Raw genomic sequence first — 20,197 nt, 5'->3', positions numbered from 1 at the left:
GAGAAGGAGAGGGAACAGTAATGGCAAGACTCAGCGCAGAGGAAATGTTCAAGAATATGATCGGCCGCAAGGACGAGGAGCCGCAGCCGGCACAGGAAACCGCTGCCGCGCCGACTGCGGAGAAGAAGAAAGCCTCCACCGTGCAGGTGACCGTGCGTCTGCGCCCGGAGCAGCATAAGCAGCTCAAGGCGGCAGCCTTCCACCGCGACTGCGATATGTCCGAACTGGTACGGCAGGCACTCGATCAGTTTTTTGCGTAACGTTGTAAAGTTGTAACGTTAGAACTTTATATGCAAGAAATTCCGACAAAATAAGGCGTATTTTGTCGGAATTTGTATTTTATAAAATATTTATCTAAATAAAAGTTATAACTTTACAACGCTATAAAGTTATATACTATTGATTTACAGCGTCACATCCACCTTCCATCTCATACGTTAGAACGATTTATATTCGGATTAGACGGATAGAATATAGGGTATGGTTCCGAGGAGATTTATGTTATTTGCTTAGACTCAAACTGTAGACGAGATAGCGGTCAGTTGACACTCTCGGTATTTGAAGCGGTAAGCGATTTGGCATCTGACAGCGGGGCGTTTACCATCAACCGACCGCTCTCACTGTGACGCCGAACCAGCACTGCATCAGAGCGCAGATTATGACGTTTCTATATCGGCTGTAAGGCAGCAAATAAGTAATGAAAAAAGGAGAAACTGCGGTTGCAGTTTCTCTTTTTTTCTATACCGATCAGAGCGCAAAGTCATAAAGTTACAACATCACAAAGTTACAACTTCCCACTCTGCTCACCCGCCAGATACCGTTTGAGCAGAAACGCGCAAAAGTACGGGAACGTATAAATATCGTCACTGAACCCGACATTCCCGGCGGTAAATTTGATGCCATAGTGAATATCCTCATACTTATCACTGGCGATGAGCGTGCGCAGAGACTTCGCCGTGCCTCTCTGGGCCTTGACCTCGACCGGAATGAGCGCGGATGCCGTGCGGACGAAGAAATCCTGCTCGAGCGTGGAATCCTCGCGCTTGTAGTAATACAGCTGATACCCGGCCTTGACGAGCGCTTCACCGACTACATTCTCATACAGTGCGCCCTTGTACACGCCGAGGTTTTTGTTGGCGCGCAAGTCCTCCTGCGCCTCCTCATCCAGCATGGCAACGAGCAGGCCGCTGTCCGCAAAATACAGCTTGTACTTTGTCTCGTCGTAATTGCCCTTGAGCGGCAGTTCCGGGAAATTCAGGCAGTAGCAGATGTTGACCATGCCGGCATCGTTCAGCCACTCAATGCAGCCGCGGTAATCGCGGAAACGCGCGCCGGATGCGACCTTGGAAATCTGGAATTTCTTGTTGTCCTTGGCAAGCTGCACCGGGATGTGCTGAAACACGTTCAAAATGCGGGTCTGGTCCATGCCGTCCGCGTATTTGCGGATATCCTCCTTATAGTCCGCGATCAGCTGGCGCTGGGTTTCGAGTGAGCCTTCAAACGTGCCCTTTTCGATGAATTCGCGGACAACAGCGGGCATGCCGCCGAGAATGCAGTAGTTAAGGAACAGCTCGCTGCAGACCGACATTTCCAGTTCGTTGAACGGTGTCAGCGTGCGCATGTGCGTCAGCATATCGTCAATAAAGGCATCGTCGTAGCCGCCGGCCCACAAAAATTCCTCAAAATCCAGCGAGAACATCTCGTAATCGGTCTTGTAGCCGACACTGTTACTCTCAATCTTGCGGTAGTTAATGCCGAGCATGGAACCGCTGCAAATGACGTCGAACCGGCCGTCGATCTTGAAGAATTTGAGCGCGGTCGCAATATCGGGAAACTCCTGCAGCTCATCGAAGAAAATCAGGGTTTCACCCTCAATAAACCGCTTAGACGGGTCTATACGCGAGATATTTTTGATGATATCCGCCGCTTTGTAGCCGTCCACGGTGATCATTTTGTACTTTGGCTCCTCCACGAAGTTGATCATGATAACGCTCGTGTAGTTCTCTGCGGCAAAGCGCTGAATGGATTCGGTCTTGCCGACCTGCCGCGGCCCTTTGACGATAAGCGGCTTTTTATCCGGATTTGCTTTCCATTCCGACAGAAAAGCGTCGATTTTGCGTTTTAGATAAAGCATTTGGGTTCACCTCTTATGAGGGTATTATACCCCGACAGAGGAAGAAATGCAATTGCCCGCACAAAATTAAAGCGAGAATTATTAGTCTGTTCACATTTTATGAGCGAGTTATTGCATATAAATCACATTTTTAAGGTTTCACTGCCGTGCGGCAGAGGATGTGCAGCAGCGGTTGAGTTGGTGCGAACCTCGTGTTATAATAACAATAAATAGTAACAACTCGCGCCCCTGCGGGGGACAGCAACAAAAACAAAAAAGCATGCATATAGCATGCTTTTTTGCTTTCTATCACGCTTTTTGATACCAGCCGTTCGCCTGTTCAATAAGCCCAAGCTGCTCGAGCTGCCCAAGCCGCTGCTTGGTATAGCGCGGGTTCAGATGAATCTTCACCGCGATCTGCCGCAGGCTATGCGGCTGCTCGAGCAACACGAGCATCGCATCATACCGCCTGATCCTGCGCGCCGTATGTGCCCTTGCGCGCTGGATATGATACAACCGTCGGCGTTCCTCGACACTAAGCTGGTCGACGATGCGCAGCGCCTTTCCCGGACGTGCGAGAATGGCAATACTGCAATCATCCTGCGTGCGCGGACAGACCACGGAAGCGAACGTGTCGGCAAGCTGCCGCTGCAGCACATCGGCGCGGATGAGACACGCGCGCTGTATCACATCGGTCAGGATATCCGCGAGCGCGCGGCTCGGCTTGTGATACAGGCTGTGCTCGGTGCCGTCGCTCATCAGCACGAATGCGGCCTTGTCCCGCAGTTCGCCCTTGAACAGCCGCATGGTCTCGGCGGCCTTGTCCGAGGTGACAAAGGTGGTCTCATTCGCAAACTCGCCGTTGTCCGGAACGGACGCTACTTTGAGCGTATCGCCATCCAGATACCCGATCACGCCGTCACCGATATGCACCAGCAGAAACCGTTCTCCACTGACGGCGGCCAGCAGCAGCGTGCAGGCGAGATCGTGCATTTCGCAGCTATGCTTTTCGGCTTCTTCGGCGAGTTCATGCCGCAGGACTGAGAGTATCTCCTGCCGGACGGCTTCGGCATCCTCGCATTCCTGATACTGAGCAAACCGGTCCGCGACCAGTTCAGCGGCGGCTCGGACCACTCGTTCCGCGCCGAAATGCGACAGCCGAGCCGAACCGGCGCCGTCCGACAGCGCAATGACATGCACGCCGTTTTTGTCCAGCCGGAAGGTCTTATCCTGACAGGGTACGCCGCTTTTCTTGTGTCCGCTGCCCTGCATGGCACAGCATACCGATCTCCACATGTGATCGCTCCTTTCTGTTACAGCTCGGCCCAGCCCTTGATACCTTCAAAGTCGAGGGAAATGCTCTCACCGGCGATGGATTGGGATGTGGTGGAAACACTCTGGCTGAGCCACTCGAAGAACTCGCGGAATTTCAGTCCTTTCAGCTTGAGCGGCGAACGCATCGGTGAAAATTCGGCCAGCGCCTTCATATCGGCATGGGCGCCGATGCCGATTGGAAAACGGATAGCTTTTTGTCTCTTGCAAGGCTGTCCATACGCTGTTTGGCGCGTGCCAGCTGGTCGGCAGCACCGTTCGGTGCACCGTCGCTCATCAGCACGAACCATGGCTGAAAGTAGTCCACGCCGACACTGCGGAACTGCTCCTTGCGGCGTTCGAGCAGATCAAGCCCCAGGTTGATAGCCTCTCCCATGGGCGTCATGCCGCCAGCCGAGAGCGTCGGCACCTCCGGCTGCTGGTCGAGGCCGGAGAAATCCCGCAGGCAGACCGGCTCCGTGCCGCCGAAGGTGATAACGCAGATATCAGCGGCGTACAGCGCGGTCTCGTCCTCCTTGATGGCCTGATAGAACTGGTGAACACCTTCGTTCAGTTCCTGAATGGGCAGGCCGTCCATCGAGCCGCTGACATCCAGACACAGGCACACCGGAACGCGGGCAGACGGGTTGCTGACCAGGTTTTTGCAATCAAACAGATATTTTTCGGTAGTATACATAGAAAACACTCCTTTAGCGGATTGGGTTTAGGTTAGGGAACAGGTTACATGCGGAACCACTTCTCCAGTGCGGAGAGGAAGGAGGAGCGGTCGGATTTGATCGGCTCATCGGTCTGCGGTTTCTCTTCACGCGGCATCTGATAGGGAATATCGCTGAAAATCGAGCCGCTTCGGCGTGTCCGGCAGACCTTGCAGCGGCGCGGCAGATGAAAATCCTTCTTGTCGTAGGATTCCTTTTCGCCGTAGGTGATGGAGAACGGCTTTCCGCAGTCCGCGCAGAGCAGCGTCGTGTAGACGGCGTTCTTCTTGTGATAGCAGTCCGGGCACACGGTCCGTCTCGGCGCTTTTTTGATGTACTTGTGGTAGTTTTTGTACACCATCTCCTGCCCGCACTCGGCGCAGTGATAGGTCTCGCCCTTGTTCAGACAGTCACCACAGATGCCCTCCATCGCCTTGTCAGCCGGCACTTCATTGCCGCAGATGCGGCACTTGATGTACGCAACGTGCGGGTTCTTTTTCAGCCGGGTCGGGAACAGCTCCATCGACATGCTGTCGTGCTCGCACAGCTTGCCGCTCTGCAGCAGGTCGAGGTAATACTCGAACTTGCGCAGCCACACATCCGTGCTGAAACGGGTCTGCTCGGTGCTGTGCAGACCGCCCTTGCGGAAGGTCTCATAGAAGTCGTTCTTGAGGTAGCGCGGCAGGTGGCTCCAGCAGAAGCGCCACATCCCTTCGGGAGCCTTGCCGGAGCAGCGTTCGCCGGAGGCGTAGGCGAAATCACCGTTTAAGATGTTCTCAACCTGGTTTTCGCCGCCCTGCAGGGAGTACGGCGGCTTGCCGGGCAGCATGATCATGAACAGCAGCGTCGCAACGGCGAAACGCTCGTTGCCAATGGTGCGCAGGAAGGTCGAGAAGTCCTTGCGCTGGATCTCCGGTGCGGTGAAGTTGATGGTGCCGACCGGACACGGAAATCCTTCGATCTGGTAGCTGTCGGTGTCGACAAAGTACACCTCGGTCGGGGAGACAACCAAAATATTGTTCGGGTTGATATCGCCGAGGATAACGTTGCGGTCGTGCAGGTACTTCAGTTTTTTCAGGATGGTGATGCACAGCGTCACCGTGTCCTGCTTGGTCCAGTTCGGGAAATACCTTTTGAGCAGCTGCGGCTGAAACACGCACCGTTGCAGCTCGCGTCCGTGCGCCTGCCGCATCAGATAGCCGACGAAGTTGTATTCCTTGTCGTACAGCAGCGCCAGCGGAAAGCAAACGCCGTCGCAGCTGAGGTTCTTGCGCGCCAGCAGGCACAGCTTTTCGTGCCGGGTGCGGTTCAGCTTTTCCTTTTTGTAGATCTTGGCGACCATGCCGGGAATGTTGGTCTGGTAGATCGTGCCTTCACCGCCGGAGGTGATCTTGCGGCACAGCTGAATGTTCTTGCGGTTGCTGTCGTACAGCGCGGTAACAGTCGCACCTTCGGATGGAACGGACGAAACCGTCCAGTTGCAGGCGCAGGATTTCACCTTGTCGGCCAGCCGGAAGCAGTCGTCCGGCGGCACAGCAGCCGTTCGGCGAGCGGCTGCAGTCTCCGGCCTGCTTACCGGTGTTTCACGGCGTTTGGGTCTGCCGAAGATGCCGAGACATCCGTTCTCGGTGATGCGCTCAACGCGGATGCTGCGCACGCCGTTTACCGCCTTGCTGCTGCGGATGTTCATAATATCGGCTGCAAGATTGTGATCCTGCGTGATGAGCAGCAGATCGTAGCGCAGACGGAACCGGGTAAAGACGGTCTGGAACACGTTGTCCGCGAACAGGCGGTCGTTGTCATCGCCGTAGATGGTGATGAGGTTGGCTTTCTGCAGGCGGTCAATGGTGCTGAGCGCTTTGCGGGCCAGCTGACTGCGGCGCGGATCGACATGTTCGGGCGCTTTCGCGTGCTTTTCCACCTCGCGGCAGACCTGCAGCGGCACGATGATCTGCTTGTTCTCGCGCAGGAGAAGGGGAATGATGTTGCCCCAGAACTGATCGGCGTTTTCATTCATTAAACTGCAGGTGTCGATGAAGATGAGATACTTCTTAACGGTCTCTTCGAGGTGCTCGGCAAATTTCTTTTCTACGGTATACAACATGATAATTCTCCTTTCAAATCAGTGTCCGCTCAGTTGCGGAACGGCATCGTGTAAGCGCCCAGCTGCTGCAGGTGAGCAATGCGGCTGTTCTTATCCGGATGGCTGCTGGCGAGTCTTGCGAACAGGCCGGTCTCGCGTTCGCCACCGATGCGGTCAAGCAGTGCGCAGAGTGCGTCACCGAAGCCAAGATGGAACGCGAACTCGTCCGCTTCGTACTCGGCGGAACGGCTCGAGTGCATGACGAGGGCGGTGCCGACGCCGCTCCACGCCCAACTGCAGAAGCCGACGAACAGGATCATCATCGCGTGGCAGATCGAGTTCATCACGAGTGCGAATACGCCGTCTCGTCCGCCGATCAGCAGCGCCGCCAGATCGGCACCCCAGTGAATGAAGTTGATGAACAAGCGGAGGAGCAGGAGAACGGTGGTGATGATCATGTTGCCGATGGTGACGAACAGGATGAGGTCGGTGTCCTTGTGGGCGATGTGGCCGAACTCGTGAGCGAGTGCAGCCTTGATCTGCTCCGGCGGCATGCGCAGCAGTCCTTCGGTAATGCAGATGGTCTTGCGGCCGGTGGCAAAGGCGTTGGCGGACTTATCATCGTTCATGAACAGCTGCACGTCTGCGGGAATGGACGGGTCAAGCTCGCGTGCACGCTCGTGCACCTCGCGGAACAGCGGCATGATGTAGTTGAGGTAATCGGTTCGGCAGATTTTTTTGCAGCCGGTCTGCAGACGCAGCAGCCACTCGCCGAACGGCGAAAGCGCAACCGCAAGGGACAGCGCATAAAGGACGGCGCCGATGAGCAGTCCGACCGGCACAGGAACATTGCTGGAGTAGAACACGAGCGCGGAGCAGCCGCTGATGATGAGGACGTTCAGGATGAGGTAAATGATCAGAGAAATGTTGGATTTCCGCAGGATTCGTTTGAAAAGATCAATGAAATACATAATAATCGCTCCTTAAAAGTTGTTTTGTTTTCAGCTGATGTACATAGTATAGCATCGGGATATCCATCGGAGATTTCAAAAACAATAGAAAACACAGCCATGGACCGCTGACAGCTGGGTCTATGTCTGTGTTTCATTTTTTCGGAAAATATGGTATACTAAGGACAATACCGTACAATACAGTACATCACGGGGGAACGACATGGACGAAAACAGAGAAGAACGCTTTTACGACCTGTTAGAGGCCGATGAAAACGATGCGGAAGCGCAGTATCAGATCGGTCTGTGCTATTTAAACGGCGACGGAACCGATAAGGATACCCAGAAAGCAGAAACGTATTTCCGCCGTGCTTCCGAACTGGGGCATGCAGCGGCAGCGGAGATGCTGGGGAAGGACAGTATTGCCGATCAATCTCCGAATACCGAGAATGTTAGCCTGCCGGAACTGTGTCTGCGCGCCGAAAAGGGAGATGCGGATGCGCAGTATGCAGCGGCAATGCAGTTTCTGGAGAATAATCGCTCCGAAGCACAGCGTTACCTGCGTATGGCGGCCGAGCAGGGTCATGCGATGGCTTGTTACGAACTGGCGAAAACTATGCTTCCGCTGCCGTTGCATGACGGCTGTGGACAGGATGGCGAGCAGCTTACTTATCAGAAGGCGGTTTCCATACTGAAAAACGCAGTGGACTGCAACTGTGCGCCGGCAGCTGAGCTGTTGGCGCAGTGCTACCTGTACGGACTCGGCGTAGCGCACGACCGCGAACAGGCGGAAAAGAATTTTGAACGCGCGGTTCGGTTTGCTACGCCAGAGCAGGCGGCAGAACAGATGCTTCGGTTAGCACTCCGGTATGCCGAAGGGGAAGATATTGACAAAAGTCTGGGTAAGGCGTTCAGCTGGGTGCGAAAGGCCGAGCAAGCCGGTATGACGGACGCGCGTGCGCAATTTGACGAAAGGCTCGCACAGTACGAGCAGAAGAAGAAGGAACGCGCAGAACAGGAGCGGCGGCAGGCAGAAACGCACGCCGAATGGCAGCGACAGCAGGCGCAGCTGGCCGCCGAGCAGCGGCGGCACCAGGAGGCTATCGCGGCGGAGGAACAGAAACAGCAGGCAGCTGCCGAAGCCGAGCAGAGGAAGCGCCGGGAGGAGGAGACCAAACAGCGGCAGGAGGAAATTGACGCTGCTGCAAAGAAATTACATAGCGAACGCCAAAAGCAGCAAATAAGAGATACGTTCTATCGTTATCTGGACCGCGTGTTGGAGATTTTGGGTCAGATCGCTGGCGGCATCTGCAAAGTGCTGATGTTTATCTTTGGTGGTATTTTCTCCCTGATAGGTTCAAAAGATAAAGACGAATCTTCCTGCGGCTGTATACTGCTGTTTATTGTTGTAGCGTTAATTTGGTATGCTGGAAGCCAGGTATTACATATCTTTTCGTAAAATAAACAGCCTGACCATAAGGTCAGGCTGTTTTTCTGTTATTACAGGTCGTTCAATATGGTCTGCATCTCCTGCTGCAGCGCGGAAATCCTTTCTTGTGCTTCCTTGATCTGCGTGTTCAGCAGTTGTTTTAGCTGGTTGTTACGGTCAACATTCGCCGAATGATTTTTGAGATTCCGGATCTTCTGCACCGTCTGGAAGATGTTCCACAGCATGGCCAGAAGAATAACAAATGCCCATGCAAGCATCATCATACCTACATTATCTGCGTCCGGGTCCTGCGGAAGCAATACACCCCAGAACATCAGCGTCATAAACAGGAAGATAAATTCCGAAATATAGCGGCGGATGCTTCCTTCACGCCAAAACTTAAACATAAATATACCGCTGAGAATCTCGCACAGGCTGATTATAACCGCGTTGGTGCCGTTGCCAGACTGGAAGGATAGCAGCACAAGCCCCAGCATACTTATTGCTGAAACTACTGCACCGATGACCAAAAGGGTTCTCTGAGCCTTTCCCGGCGGTGTGCTGATATCATGCGGCATGGTTAGCCATTTATGCACATTTTCGCGTTCAAACTTTTGCGATTGCGCGCGTGTTACTCGCAGCTCTTGCAGTTTGTTTTCCCATTCCTGCAATTCCTGCTGAATCTCATCATAACGCTTTTGATTTTGGGCTTTGGCCGCCTGACGTTGCTGTTCTTTTTCCTCGGCCTCGCGCTGCTTGACGGCTTCGGCTTCCTGCCTCTGCCGCTCCTTCTCCTCGGCATCACGCTGCTGCGCTGCGCGATAGTTCTCTACATCGCTGCTGAACTGCTCCATCGCATCGGACACACCGGCGTTTTGCGCGCGCTTGACGTAGCTGAGTGCCTTACCGTAGCTTTCCGGCACGCCGTTGCCGACCGCGTAACGCTCGGCCAGCTCGACCAGCGCCATCGGCTTTCCCTGCTGTGCGTACAGCTCGGCGGCCTTGACAAAATACGCCTCGGCCTGTTCCGGGTCGTTCTGCAGCGTACCGCGTGCGTTCAGATAGCAGTCGGCCAGCCGTTCTGCCGCATGCGGAATACCGCAGTCAAGCGCATTTTTGAAATACCGGATCGCCTGTTTTTCCTTCTCGAATCGGTCGTTCTGGTTGTCGCAGTTCATCGACTGCTGCAGCAGCTTTCGCCGAGTTCGTCGCACGCCTGCCCGTTGCCCTGGTCAGCCGCGGCTTTCAGATAGCGGTCTGCTTCGGTCTGCGCCATACCGTGCGCCATGAAGTACCGCGCTGCCGCGTACTGCGCGTCCTTGTCTCCTTCCTCGGCTTTCATGCACAGTTCGAGGATGTCGGTCTCCGCAGGTTTCTCCGGCGTGCCATGATTGCCGCTTTCGAGCAGCGCTTTCGCCTGCTCGTGTCCCTGATTTGCGGCTCGTGTCAGCCACTTTTCGGCTTCGGCGGTGTCCTTCTCCGTGCCGTCGCCGTTCAGATAACACAGGCCGATCTCATATTGAATGCTGGCGTCATCGGTGTTTTCTTCCATCAGATCATAAAAACGATCTTCTCTGTTCATTGGATGTTCCCCCTTGTTTCTGTATTTTCAGACAGTGCTTTTCGGAGTACTGCCGCAAGCTCCTCCTGCAGCACCTTTGGTCCTTGCAGCTGCACCATTGGGCCGAGATACAGCAGCCGCCGAACGATCTCATGCGCGTCAAACCGATACCACCGGAAGGACAGCTGCACCATATCGTGCGAGGTCTGCCGCGTTTCCTCGAACTGCTGGTTCTCGAACACGAGAAAACAGCGTTCGACGGCTCCCTTTTCCGGTTTGACGGCCAGCCGCACCGGTTCGGGCATGAGCAGGCGTTCCATCGCCTGTTCGATCTTCTCTTCCGGCACATCGCTCGTCTGCATCGGTTCCGGTTCGAGGATGTTCTCTAACTTGGCTTTGATCGTACGGTCCTGCTCCTCGGAATAGAGGATCAGCCACCAACGGCGGTCAAACGCGCTGTATTCCAGCTTCCATGGCAGAGCGGAGGCGGTCTGCGGCGTTTTGTCATCCCGGGTGCGGAATCGGTAGCGGATGTTCTGCCGACCCCGTATCGCACGGAGCAGCGTCCGAATTTTCTCCTGCTCCTGCAGGTTACACGGTGCAGCATGCGGCGCATAACGCTGTATTGCGTCAAACGAATCGCTGCCGCCGCAGAACTCCGACAGACGGTCGTACAGGTTTTCCTCGAGCAGCAGCCGCGCCTCCGGCATGGCCAGCATGTACGAGAGCCACTGTTTTTCAGTCTGCTGCATCGGCAGGCGCAGTTTGCGGTAGTTAAGGTTCAGATAATAGCGGTTGTCCGCGCGCTGGACAATTTCGTAATCGAGCAGCGGTTTTATGACCGAATCTGCTTCGGTAAGCCCTTTTTTTCTCGCCAGTTCAAAGGCTTCGCGGACGGAAACTGTCTGACCGCCTTGCAGCCGCGCGAGCAGCTCCAGCGCGAGAAGAAAGGCGCGGTTATAGTATTTATGGAACAAATTCACGGCATATTTCTCTCCAGATTTTCGAGCATTTGTGTCAGCTGGGACGAGATCCGGCTGTCCAGATCGTGTTCTCCGGGCAGAATGCGCAGCCACGGCGCAAAGGAGCGCAAAAACGGCACCAGTTCACCCGGATCGTTGACATAAGCGCAGTAGTATTCCTGCCCGTCCTGTTCGATGATCTGTCCCTGCCGTATCTCGCGTTCAAACTGGGTGCGCATACCGGGTGCACTGTCAAAATGCAGTTCGGCACGGACCTCGGTTGTATCGCCGTAGGTGATGCGGCCCGAGCAGCCGGTGTGCGTGAAGGTGTCGGCAACCGTCTGCACCGCGTGTTCCCAGACCTCCTCGGAGACCGGTTTGCCCTTTTTCACCGCATGGATGCTGCCGAGCCGCACCATCGTCGGCATTTCGCCGCGCATACCGAGCAGATACCAGCGGCCCAGCCGGGTGTCGATGCGAACGGCCACAGGCAGTAGCGTTACGGTTTCTGCCGCCGGCTTGACACGTCCCTGCACGGCCTTTTCGGTTTTCAGCCTGTCCCATTTGACTTCCGCTTCGGCGTGCTGCGCGATGATATCCAGCAGCTGATAGACCAGATCCTCGTCCAGAATATTGGCGTTTGTGTTATGGCGCAGCAGGAAAGGAGACGGATGCTCATGCGTATCGCCGCGGCGATAGCGCTCGTTTGCCACCTGTTCGCAGATAAAATATCCGGTTGCGCGAGGATAGCCGACACCCGAAGCAAAGGTGACGAAATGCTCGAACTGCATCAGCTCATCCTCGGACAGAATGCCGAGGATGTCCGGCGAGACGGCAAACCGGCTGCCGTTTTTGCACAGATAACCGGTGCTCGCCAGGTCTTTCAGGTGGCGCAGCACCCAGTTATACAGCGAACTGCCGTCGGCATCGCTTTTACCCTCTTTTTCGAGTCGGCTGCACAGTTCGGGTGCGGCAGCCGGCTTCTGCGCCAGACCGTTCAGCATGGAGAGCGTCAGCGGCAGCTCCTTTTGCTCGTCCATCGTGTACAGCGAGTAGCTGCCGGACAGACCGTATTTTCCGCTCTCGGTATACAGCCGTTCCATCCGCGGGTACTTACGGCCGCCGCGGACAAGTGCGTTTTGTTCATCCTTCGGGAAGATATCGTAGATCAGCCGCAATTCCTGATCGTAGGATTTGACCTTGATGATATTCGCTGCTTCAAAATCCTCGCGCGAGAAAAAGCCGTATAAGTAGATATGACTGAGCAGGCTGCGAATGCTCTCGTACTGTCGCCGTCCTGTGATGTTTTTACCCATAACCCATCCTTTTTTCGTTTCTCTCAGAGTTTGAGCAGATTGGGATCCGTGTGGCCCTCCTGCTTTTCCTGCACCCGAATGACGATCAGGCTCATATCATCCGAGGTGCGGGACCAGAACACTTCGTTCATGTTCTTTTCCAGCAGAAAGCTGACCTCGTCCTCTTCCTTCTCTTTCAGCCAGCGTGCAATGGTCCGGCAGGCCGGAGCAGGCTCGCCGGTCGAAGTCTGGTACAGGCTTTTCGCCGTGCCGTCGCTCATCATGAGCAGCGTGCTGCCGGCTTGGAGCGTGCCCTTCTGAATTCGCAGATGCTCGACCGCATCGTCGCCGGTGATGAACCAGGTTTCGTTTTCGTATTCGCCGTTTTCCGGCGGACTGAATGTGCGCATTTCGCCATTCGGCTCTACAAGAATCTGCACACCGTCTCCGATGTGGCCGGAGATATAGCGGCCGTCCTCAGCGATGGCAACAAACAGCAGCGTGCACGCCTGATCGTAAAGCGAATAGGGTTCGTTCAGCATGGCATTGGTGGCTTCGACCCATGCACCGGTTGCGACCATGTGCGGTTCGTATTCCCAAAAATCTTCAAAGCGTACGTTCAGCTTGCTTGCAACCGCAACGGTTGCCCGTTCTGCACCGATGTGGCTGTACGGACGGCTTCCGGCGCCGTCTGCAAGTGCAGCCGTGGTGTAATCATCACCGGCGAATACCGCCGTTTTGTCCTGACAGGGGATGTTATGCAGACTATGGTCCGAGCCGGTAACCCTTGCTAAACTGATCTTGAATTCCATACGGTTCACCTCTTGTAAACGGTCTTTACTTCACCCCATTCAGCGGTAGGATCGTACTTGACTTCCTCGCCGCTGAGCGATCGGCTGGTCTTTTGGATACTGCGGCTCAGCCAGCCGAAAAAGTCCATAAAGCGCAGGTCGTTCAGATACTGCACCTGACCGTCCGGCGACAGTTTGCCGAGCGACGTATACTCCGCTTTATCCGCATCGCCGACCGACACGCACAGCACGCTGAGGTGCTTTTCGTCACTTTCGGTCTTGAGCAGCCTGGCGGCCTTGTCCAGATCACGCATGGACTGGCTTTCGTCGCCGTCTCCGATCAGGACGAGCCATGGACGGTAATGGCTGACACCGACCTTGTTGTACCGCTCGAGACGCCGCTGCAGAATGGTATGTGCGGTGAACACGGCGTCGGCAAGCGGCGTTTCACCGTCGGCGTGCAGTTCCGGAATTTTGAGCCGGTCAGGCGACTCAAAATCGCATTCTACACGGGCCGAGGTTCCGCCGTAGCTGACAATGCACAGCTCAACCGAATCCGCCGCGATCGGATCGTTCTCCAGTTCCCGGCGAAAGCGTTCGAGACCCTCCATCATCTTGTACAGACGGCCGTTCTGCAGCATGGAATACGAGCAGTCCACGCATACGATGATCGGCGTGCGCGATTCCGGATTGTTGGCCAGTTCCGTAAGGCTGATCTTGCTTTCCTCCGGTGTCTCTACCGGATATTTGGGTTTTTTACTGGAAGCCATAGTGGTTTCTCCTTTCGTGCACGGCGGTTATCGGGTTCCCAAATGCTTGGCAAGGCAGCTGGAGCACCAGACGGATTTTCCTTTCATCCGCATCTCGCGGATCTGAGCCACGCTGCGGTTGTAGATAAAAGCGCCGCAGTCGTCACAGTGTTTGGCGCTCAGGCAGTCCGGGCACAGAATGTCTTTGTTCTTGCGTTGAAGGCTCAGGACTTTACCGGAGGTTGTGGCAAATTCCTTGCCGCATTCCGAGCAGGTAACGCGGTAGGTCTGGCGGTTCAGATTCTGCTGGATATCCCAGCAGAACAGACAGAGCATGGGCTCACGGTTCGCCTGACGGCGTTCATATACATCCTTACCCAGATTGAACGGTTTTCCGCAGTCCTCGCAGACCAGATCGACCATTTCGGTGCCGTCCTCGGACACATCGGAAATATCCTTGTACGAGTTCGGGATCAGCTCGTCCGTGCTGTGCCCAAGCTCGATCTGGCGGACATACTCGGTCATGGTCTCGGCCCACTCGGCAGCAGTCGAACGTTTTTTGTTGGTGAACGTGTTGTAGAACGGCGTTTTGACACGGCGTGTGGTGTGGCTCCAGATGTAGCGCGAAAAGCCGACAGGCGGGTTGAGTTTGCTGTTGGCAGGCTGGTCCTCATCGTCCGAACGGTAGGGATACGGAAATGTACCGGCAATAATAGCATCGACTACATCCTGATTGTTGTTGTTGCGGCTCTCGTAGGGAGCACGGCCGAGCGTGAGGATCTCAAACAGCAGTACCGCGAGGGAATACTGCTCATCCTGAATGGTGCGGGTAAAGCCAAAGTCCACTCTACCGAGACGTTTCATCTCTCGATGGCGTTCCGGCGGCGTGTAGCGCACCGTGCCGACCGGACAGCCGAAAGCGCCGATCTGGTAGCTGTCGCAGTCTACAAAGCTGACACTGCAGTCCTGCGCGACCATAAAGTTGCGCGGATTGATATCGCCCATTAAAATATCGTGGCTGTGCATCTGCGCAAAGATGGACGCAATATTGGCAGCGATCTGTGCCAGACTTTTGCGCGTCCAGCCGCGCTCGATGATGCGGCGCTGCCCACGGCCGGGATGGAACACGGTCAGCGCCAGTTCGACACCGGCGGCACTCGGCATGAGGAAACCGACCGGGATTTCATCCTTCGTGTACAGCATCGCGCATGGCCAGCAAAGACCGTGAATATGCGGATCATGCTGCACCATGTAGTCCAGCTTGTTCTTACGCTCGGTGTTCATTCGCTTTCCGGTGTAGATTTTGGCCGCCAGATGTTCCGGCGAATTGGTATTGAAGATTTGGCCTTCACCGCCTTCACCGATCTTTGACAGTAAGCGAATTTCGGAATAGTGTCCGTCTGGCCATGCGGCGTTGAGCACGGTGCCGGTTGTGCTGTGCGGCGCCTTCGGCTCTGTGGGAGCCGGTGCAGGTGCGGGAGCCGGTGTGGATTTTGGGTCTCTCATCTCGGAGAGCATCGGACAGGTTGCACCGAATAACAGCAGTTCGGCTTCGTCCATCGGCTTGGACGTGACGAGGTTGCGGCAGGGCAGCGCGGCAGCGGCTTCTGACATGGACTTGTCCATGGTCAGCAGCCAGAAGCGCGTAGTCGGGTTCTGGAGAGCGGCGGCACGCAGATTGTCACTGCTGTTGCGGCTGGTGGTCGGGCTGTACACCACACGGATGAGACCGTGTTCGTTGAGCGCTCGCAGAGCCTTGATGGCGTTCTTTTCGCTCTTGTGAAGCTTTTCCAGCGCGCGGCGCCGTTCCTCGTCGAAGGCTTCGGTGTCGGACGGACGGCTGCTGCGGAATTTGGAGAACATCGTGCCGATAACGGACGAATCCAGCCAGAGCTGCTTTTTCTCCTTTGCGAGCAGCGGCAGCAGCGTTGCGGAGATATAGCGGCGGCCGACTGCGGACTCGAACAGCGTTTCATCCGCTGTGAGCACAAAATTCTGCAGAACGGCCTGCAGCTGCTGCTCCAGCTTGAACATACGGCGCTCGGGACGGAGAGCCGCGCTGACCTCCTCCGGCAGACGCAGTTCATCCGGTTTGTTCTCGGCGAACTCTGAGGTATCGCCGGTCTCATCGAGCTTTTCGAGTTTTTCCGTGGTCTCACGGCGCTTTTTCGACCGTTTTTCGGTCTGCTCGGCAAGCTGCCTGCGTTCTTCCTCGCTGCCGCGCGGACGGAGCACCGTATAGGACAGCAGTTCTTCCAGCTTTGTGCGGTCCGGATATTCGTAAATTTTTCCGTCCTTTTCGTTGATGTTGTAGCTTTGGATTACATCCTTGACGGCGGCAATCTGCTCCAGCGTCAGCTCGTCCGTGCGGAATACCACGCAGGCAGCGTCGTCAAGGTCGATCGGCGGCGCACTGAATTTCCGGTGGTACTCTTCTTCGATGCGTTTCCAGTACGCGCGAATTTCGTCCGCAAACGGAAAATCTTCTCTTTTGCACAGCGGTACGGTAATGCGCTCCAACAGCTGAATATCCTGCTTCAGGCTGTCTGCTGTGATGTTTTGAATGCCCTCGATTGTGTCGTGCGAGTATTTGTTTCGCAGATGAATCGCTGTTTTCAAGTTTGAGATATAATTCCGTTTGTCACCCATCAAATTGAAATAGCGAAAGAAATTGTCGCTATCTTTCGGGTGCTCGTCCGGTTTTTTCTTATCGAATACACGTTCATGACCGTGAGCCAGATATTTTAATGTGCACTGGTAATCAATAGAGGAATATGGGTCAGACGGTACTTCATCCGGACTGCCGTCATACTTGCTTTCCCTCAAGAGATTGCTGCCATATTTCCCTTTTACTTTGCTCTGCAGAAAAAGCCCTTCCCAGAACTCCGCATCGGATACACCGCCGTCTTTATTCGCCGCCCGGCAGCCTTCGGCCAGAACCGGCGCACACCATCGGCTTCGGTCAGGTTTTTGCCGAACAGGTTGGCCATGCGTTTCTGTTCATAATCCAGTTCGATGCTCTGCTGTTGTTTTTTCGCCATCGTTCTCCCTGCCAATCCCTTTTTGTGTTGTTTCCAGTTTATCATATATGCAGCAGGATAATTTTCAATTTCCATAGAAATCGCACCTGCCTGAAATGTTACAAAAAACCAATTTTAATTATAGCACATTTGCCTTGATGCGCAAGGGAACCGCAGCCGAGAAATCAGCTTTTGTACCCGTGTTTTCTATCGTTTTTGAAAGAACAGAACGGTACTTTTGCGGTATACTGCAAATGCCGTCAAGGGATGGCGGCATTTCTTTACTCCTTTCATAGAGACAGAAGATTATCCACACCAGAGTGCCATAGAAGGAGGAATTTTTCATGGCAAAACGTTTTTTCAAAGTACGGAGCTGTATCGCGTCGGTTCTGTGCATCGCATCACTGTCCGCCGTCAGTGCGCAAGCGTTCTCGGATGTTTCACCGAATGCTTATTACAAAACGGCGGTGGATTGGGCGGCCTCCGAAGGCATTACATCGGGCTCGGACAAGGACCGATTTTCGCCGGACAAGCTGTGCTCGCGAGCACAGACGGTCACGTTCCTGTGGCGGGCAAACGGTTCACCTGCGGTCAGCGGGAACAATCCGTTCACAGATGTAGCGCCGGAGGATTATTTCTATCAGGCGGTGCTGTGGGCCGTGCAGAACGGCGTCACATCCGGCACCTCGGCAACTGAATTTTCGCCGTACAAACAGGTAACACGCGCTCAGGTCGCCACGTTCCTGCATAGAGCCGTCGGCAGTCCGAATCCGCAAAGTATGGCCAGATTTGCGGATGTGAGCAGCAGCGCGTATTACGCGAACGCTGTTTCCTGGGCTGCAGCCAGCGGCATAACAACCGGTACGTCTGCGTTCGCTTTCTCGCCGGATAAGGGGTGTACCCGTGCCGAGATAGCGACCTTCCTGTACCGCAGTAAAAACGGTTCCACGCAGACGACAAAACCGGAACCTGCGCCGGAACCGACACCTCAAGTGACTGAAAAGCCGGTCAGCGACCTGACGAAGCTCGACGAGAAGAAGGAAGAGACCAAGCCGGAGATCGTCGAATCAGACAAGACGGAGGACACGCGGGAGCCGCATGAGACACCGTGCGTCACCGATGCGGAAGGTGCGTACAACGCCATCTATCAAGCAATCGTCAGCTGCACAACGGAAGTGGACCTGCGGCAGTACCATGTCGATTGGAATACCTTCTACAAGGTGTGCAACCAAGCGATCGACGACGCCTATGTGTTCGACCCGGATGGTCCGTATCGGCATTTCTCCTTCGACACCACGCGCAAGACCAATAACGAGGTTGCTCGCTTGACGATCGAGTACGAGTATCTGAACGGTGCAGACGTTAATATCAAGCGAGAACAGTACAAGAATCTGCGTAGTGCGGTCAAGATCATCGTAGGCGAAGCTGTCACCGACGATATGAGCGACTACGACAAGGCGAAGGCGCTGCATGATTATCTGGTGCTGAACAACGAGTACGATATGCGCCTGTATTCCGGCAATATGCCGCACATTTCGTACACCGCGTACGGCGCTATCCTCGAGCATACCTCGGTCTGCGCCGGATACGCCTATGCGTATAAAATGCTGCTCGAAGAAGCGGGTATTCCGGTCGAATACGTCCGCAACAGCAACCATGCGTGGGATATCGTGCAGATCGACGGTGAGTGGTACCATGTGGATACCACTTGGGACGACCCGACGCCTGACCGCAAGGGTTATGTCCGGTACGACTACTTCCTGCGCAGCGACAGCTTCATGTCCCGCGATCATTCCGGGTGGACGGCGTCCCGCAAGTGCACCAGCACGAAGTACGACAACACGACCGTTCTGAATGACGAGGAGCAGAAGCAGCAGGAGGAACAGGAGCAGTACAACGCGCTAGTCAATGAAATCCTTGCGCAGATGCAGCAGCAGCTGGCGGCGATGCCGTATCAGGATACCGAGTCGCTGCGAAACGCCGAAACCCTGACGAATGATGACGTTTCCTGCAAGATCTATATTCCTGCTGACAAGTATGAGTATGGACCGATGCAGAAGGCGTGGGAAAAGCTGACCCAACTGAATACTCGTGAGGATTTCGTCATCTGCGGTACGGCTAAAACGCAGAAGACCGAGGACAACCGGTGGTATTTCTCGGTGTTCCGCAAGGACATTCAGGCGGAGATTCAGCGCCGGCAGGACGAGAACTCGCAGTCGGTCTCCGAACAGGGTGAGAAACTCATCCTCGAGCTGCAGCGCGCGATCAAGTCCGGTGAAGCGGCGGACTACGTCTACAGCTGCCCGAACTATTCGGAAGCGGCTATCAAGTACGCCTGCGACCGCATGAATGCGGACGATTACAGCTTTGAGGACTATACCCACATAGACTACATGCTGTTCGAGATGACGACCAGCGTGGAGATCCTCAATCACCGCTGGGAGCAGAACCGTATCAAAGCGTGGAAAGAGGTGTTTGAACAGGGTATCCGCAACCGCGAGACCCGCATCACGGTTGACGTGCCGAGCACATACGACCCGGGCTTTACGCCGGTTTCCTCCGAGAAGGACTTCATTTCCTGGGGTGCGAACAACGCTTTCTACGAAGGAAATGTCGTGGACGGCATGGTAGCCGGTAAGGATTTCCGCAAGGTAAAGAGCGGGTTCAGCACCGATACTAGCGGCGAGGTCAAGAGCTTTTTTGTCGAGGTGGAGTATCTGGACGCGCAGTCGTAAGACAAACAGGCGATAACCCAATAGGATTAGTTGAACGAAGAACCGAGGGCTGTTCCGGCGTATGCAATAGGAATGGCCCTCGGGTCCTTTGGTTGCGTTGGTGCGAATCGCGTGATATAATCTTATGCAAGGGATGGTTTGGGGCAGGTTTACACCGCAATGAACGGCTAATTTTACCGGTAATAGCGCTGTAATATCAAATTTTTGCAGTGATTATTATAATAAGTTACAGAAAAACAGCTGAATAACTGAATTGCTTCATTATTTTTATGCTGTTTTGCCGAAACATTTCATACCCCTATGGGGACAGCAACACCGTAGTAGTCGTCCTGTACTTCGATGATATCGGAAACATTTCATACCCCTATGGGGACAGCAACTTAGTCGTCGTGTGCCACTACCTCCTCCATGCCGTGGAAACATTTCATACCCCTATGGGGACAGCAACCCTGACTCTGGTAGTCGTACAGGAACGGCTTGGA

At 54.9% G+C, this 20,197-nt stretch carries 17 protein-coding genes; 3 read left to right on the top strand and 14 right to left on the bottom strand.

The window, feature by feature from the left end:
- Positions 1–260, top strand: a 260-nt coding sequence (locus DXB00_RS14830; RefSeq protein WP_207665897.1) for a hypothetical protein, incomplete at its 5' end; no start/stop codon positions are given.
- 524 nt (positions 261–784) lie between these two features.
- Here DXB00_RS14830 and DXB00_RS14825 read toward each other — a convergent pair.
- The 6 genes from DXB00_RS14825 to DXB00_RS14805 form a co-directional block, all read right to left on the bottom strand.
- Positions 785–2,134, bottom strand: a complete 1,350-nt coding sequence (locus tag DXB00_RS14825) for an ATP-binding protein (protein WP_119215125.1) — start codon at positions 2,132–2,134, stop codon at positions 785–787.
- Between the two features lie 288 nt (positions 2,135–2,422).
- Positions 2,423–3,409, bottom strand: a complete 987-nt coding sequence (locus DXB00_RS14820; RefSeq protein WP_119215124.1) for a PP2C family serine/threonine-protein phosphatase — start codon at positions 3,407–3,409, stop codon at positions 2,423–2,425.
- A 17-nt stretch (positions 3,410–3,426) separates the two neighbouring features.
- Positions 3,427–3,600 carry a hypothetical protein gene (locus DXB00_RS16755; RefSeq protein WP_199697316.1) on the bottom strand — a complete coding sequence of 58 codons (174 nt, stop codon included), beginning with the start codon at positions 3,598–3,600 and terminating at the stop codon, positions 3,427–3,429.
- Positions 3,597–4,121, bottom strand: coding sequence for a vWA domain-containing protein (locus DXB00_RS14815; protein ID WP_199697314.1), 525 nt, complete (start codon positions 4,119–4,121; stop codon positions 3,597–3,599). The genes DXB00_RS16755 and DXB00_RS14815 overlap by 4 nt, the downstream gene beginning before the upstream one ends.
- A gap of 44 nt (positions 4,122–4,165) precedes the next feature.
- Positions 4,166–6,244, bottom strand: coding sequence for a zinc-ribbon domain containing protein (locus DXB00_RS17500; RefSeq protein ID WP_119215123.1), 2,079 nt, complete (start codon positions 6,242–6,244; stop codon positions 4,166–4,168).
- 29 nt (positions 6,245–6,273) lie between these two features.
- Positions 6,274–7,194 carry a M48 family metalloprotease gene (locus DXB00_RS14805; protein ID WP_119215122.1) on the bottom strand — a complete coding sequence of 307 codons (921 nt, stop codon included), beginning with the start codon at positions 7,192–7,194 and terminating at the stop codon, positions 6,274–6,276.
- A gap of 202 nt (positions 7,195–7,396) precedes the next feature.
- Here DXB00_RS14805 and DXB00_RS14800 point away from each other — a divergent pair, with 202 nt between their 5' ends.
- Positions 7,397–8,632, top strand: a complete 1,236-nt coding sequence (locus DXB00_RS14800) for a tetratricopeptide repeat protein (RefSeq protein WP_119215121.1) — start codon at positions 7,397–7,399, stop codon at positions 8,630–8,632.
- A 41-nt stretch (positions 8,633–8,673) separates the two neighbouring features.
- Here DXB00_RS14800 and DXB00_RS14795 read toward each other — a convergent pair whose 3' ends face one another.
- From DXB00_RS14795 to DXB00_RS14760, 8 genes are read right to left on the bottom strand one after another with little or no spacing between them, the layout of a single operon-like run.
- Positions 8,674–9,816 carry a tetratricopeptide repeat protein gene (locus DXB00_RS14795; RefSeq protein ID WP_147359227.1) on the bottom strand — a complete coding sequence of 381 codons (1,143 nt, stop codon included), beginning with the start codon at positions 9,814–9,816 and terminating at the stop codon, positions 8,674–8,676.
- Entirely contained in the window at positions 9,777–10,184 is a 408-nt protein-coding gene (locus tag DXB00_RS14790) for a tetratricopeptide repeat protein (protein ID WP_119215119.1), read from the bottom strand. The genes DXB00_RS14795 and DXB00_RS14790 overlap by 40 nt, the downstream gene beginning before the upstream one ends.
- The gene (locus DXB00_RS14785; RefSeq protein WP_119215118.1) at positions 10,181–11,146 is read right to left on the bottom strand and encodes a WYL domain-containing protein; all 966 of its coding nucleotides are present in this window, start codon (positions 11,144–11,146) and stop codon (positions 10,181–10,183) included. Before DXB00_RS14785 ends, DXB00_RS14790 begins: the two co-directional genes overlap by 4 nt.
- Complete coding sequence (locus tag DXB00_RS14780; protein ID WP_119215117.1) at positions 11,143–12,441, bottom strand: hypothetical protein; 1,299 nt, start codon at positions 12,439–12,441, stop codon at positions 11,143–11,145. Before DXB00_RS14780 ends, DXB00_RS14785 begins: the two co-directional genes overlap by 4 nt.
- A gap of 23 nt (positions 12,442–12,464) precedes the next feature.
- Positions 12,465–13,232: a PP2C family serine/threonine-protein phosphatase gene (locus tag DXB00_RS14775; RefSeq protein WP_119215116.1), complete on the bottom strand. Its 768-nt coding sequence runs from the start codon at positions 13,230–13,232 to the stop codon at positions 12,465–12,467.
- Positions 13,233–13,237: 5 nt separating this feature from the next.
- Positions 13,238–13,981: a vWA domain-containing protein gene (locus tag DXB00_RS14770; protein WP_118564662.1), complete on the bottom strand. Its 744-nt coding sequence runs from the start codon at positions 13,979–13,981 to the stop codon at positions 13,238–13,240.
- A 27-nt stretch (positions 13,982–14,008) separates the two neighbouring features.
- Positions 14,009–16,786, bottom strand: coding sequence for a hypothetical protein (locus DXB00_RS14765; RefSeq protein ID WP_119215115.1), 2,778 nt, complete (start codon positions 16,784–16,786; stop codon positions 14,009–14,011).
- 23 nt (positions 16,787–16,809) lie between these two features.
- Positions 16,810–17,001: a hypothetical protein gene (locus DXB00_RS14760; protein ID WP_147359226.1), complete on the bottom strand. Its 192-nt coding sequence runs from the start codon at positions 16,999–17,001 to the stop codon at positions 16,810–16,812.
- A gap of 323 nt (positions 17,002–17,324) precedes the next feature.
- Between DXB00_RS14760 and DXB00_RS14755 the strand changes: the two genes are divergently transcribed.
- The gene (locus DXB00_RS14755; RefSeq protein ID WP_119215113.1) at positions 17,325–19,715 is read left to right on the top strand and encodes an S-layer homology domain-containing protein; all 2,391 of its coding nucleotides are present in this window, start codon (positions 17,325–17,327) and stop codon (positions 19,713–19,715) included.
- Positions 19,716–20,197 lie beyond the last annotated feature (482 nt).

It is taken from the genome of Butyricicoccus sp. OF10-2 (assembly GCF_003481925.1).
In the GTDB taxonomy this organism is placed as follows: Bacteria; Bacillota; Clostridia; order Oscillospirales; family Butyricicoccaceae; genus Agathobaculum; species Agathobaculum butyriciproducens.
The sequence above is the reverse complement of the archived record's forward strand: the minus strand, read 5'-3'. Positions and strand labels throughout refer to the sequence as shown.

Coding starts and splice junctions, on each gene's coding strand:
- DXB00_RS14770 (WP_118564662.1), bottom strand. CDS start 13,981: ATGGCTTCCAGTAAAAAACCCAAATATCCGGTAGAGACACCGGAGGAA.
- DXB00_RS16755 (WP_199697316.1), bottom strand. CDS start 3,600: ATGAAGGCGCTGGCCGAATTTTCACCGATGCGTTCGCCGCTCAAGCTG.
- DXB00_RS14815 (WP_199697314.1), bottom strand. CDS start 4,121: ATGTATACTACCGAAAAATATCTGTTTGATTGCAAAAACCTGGTCAGC.
- DXB00_RS14760 (WP_147359226.1), bottom strand. CDS start 17,001: ATGGCGAAAAAACAACAGCAGAGCATCGAACTGGATTATGAACAGAAA.
- DXB00_RS14825 (WP_119215125.1), bottom strand. CDS start 2,134: ATGCTTTATCTAAAACGCAAAATCGACGCTTTTCTGTCGGAATGGAAA.
- DXB00_RS14755 (WP_119215113.1), top strand. CDS start 17,325: ATGGCAAAACGTTTTTTCAAAGTACGGAGCTGTATCGCGTCGGTTCTG.
- DXB00_RS14805 (WP_119215122.1), bottom strand. CDS start 7,194: ATGTATTTCATTGATCTTTTCAAACGAATCCTGCGGAAATCCAACATT.
- DXB00_RS14820 (WP_119215124.1), bottom strand. CDS start 3,409: ATGTGGAGATCGGTATGCTGTGCCATGCAGGGCAGCGGACACAAGAAA.
- DXB00_RS14775 (WP_119215116.1), bottom strand. CDS start 13,232: ATGGAATTCAAGATCAGTTTAGCAAGGGTTACCGGCTCGGACCATAGT.
- DXB00_RS14800 (WP_119215121.1), top strand. CDS start 7,397: ATGGACGAAAACAGAGAAGAACGCTTTTACGACCTGTTAGAGGCCGAT.
- DXB00_RS17500 (WP_119215123.1), bottom strand. CDS start 6,244: ATGTTGTATACCGTAGAAAAGAAATTTGCCGAGCACCTCGAAGAGACC.
- DXB00_RS14780 (WP_119215117.1), bottom strand. CDS start 12,441: ATGGGTAAAAACATCACAGGACGGCGACAGTACGAGAGCATTCGCAGC.
- DXB00_RS14790 (WP_119215119.1), bottom strand. CDS start 10,184: ATGAACAGAGAAGATCGTTTTTATGATCTGATGGAAGAAAACACCGAT.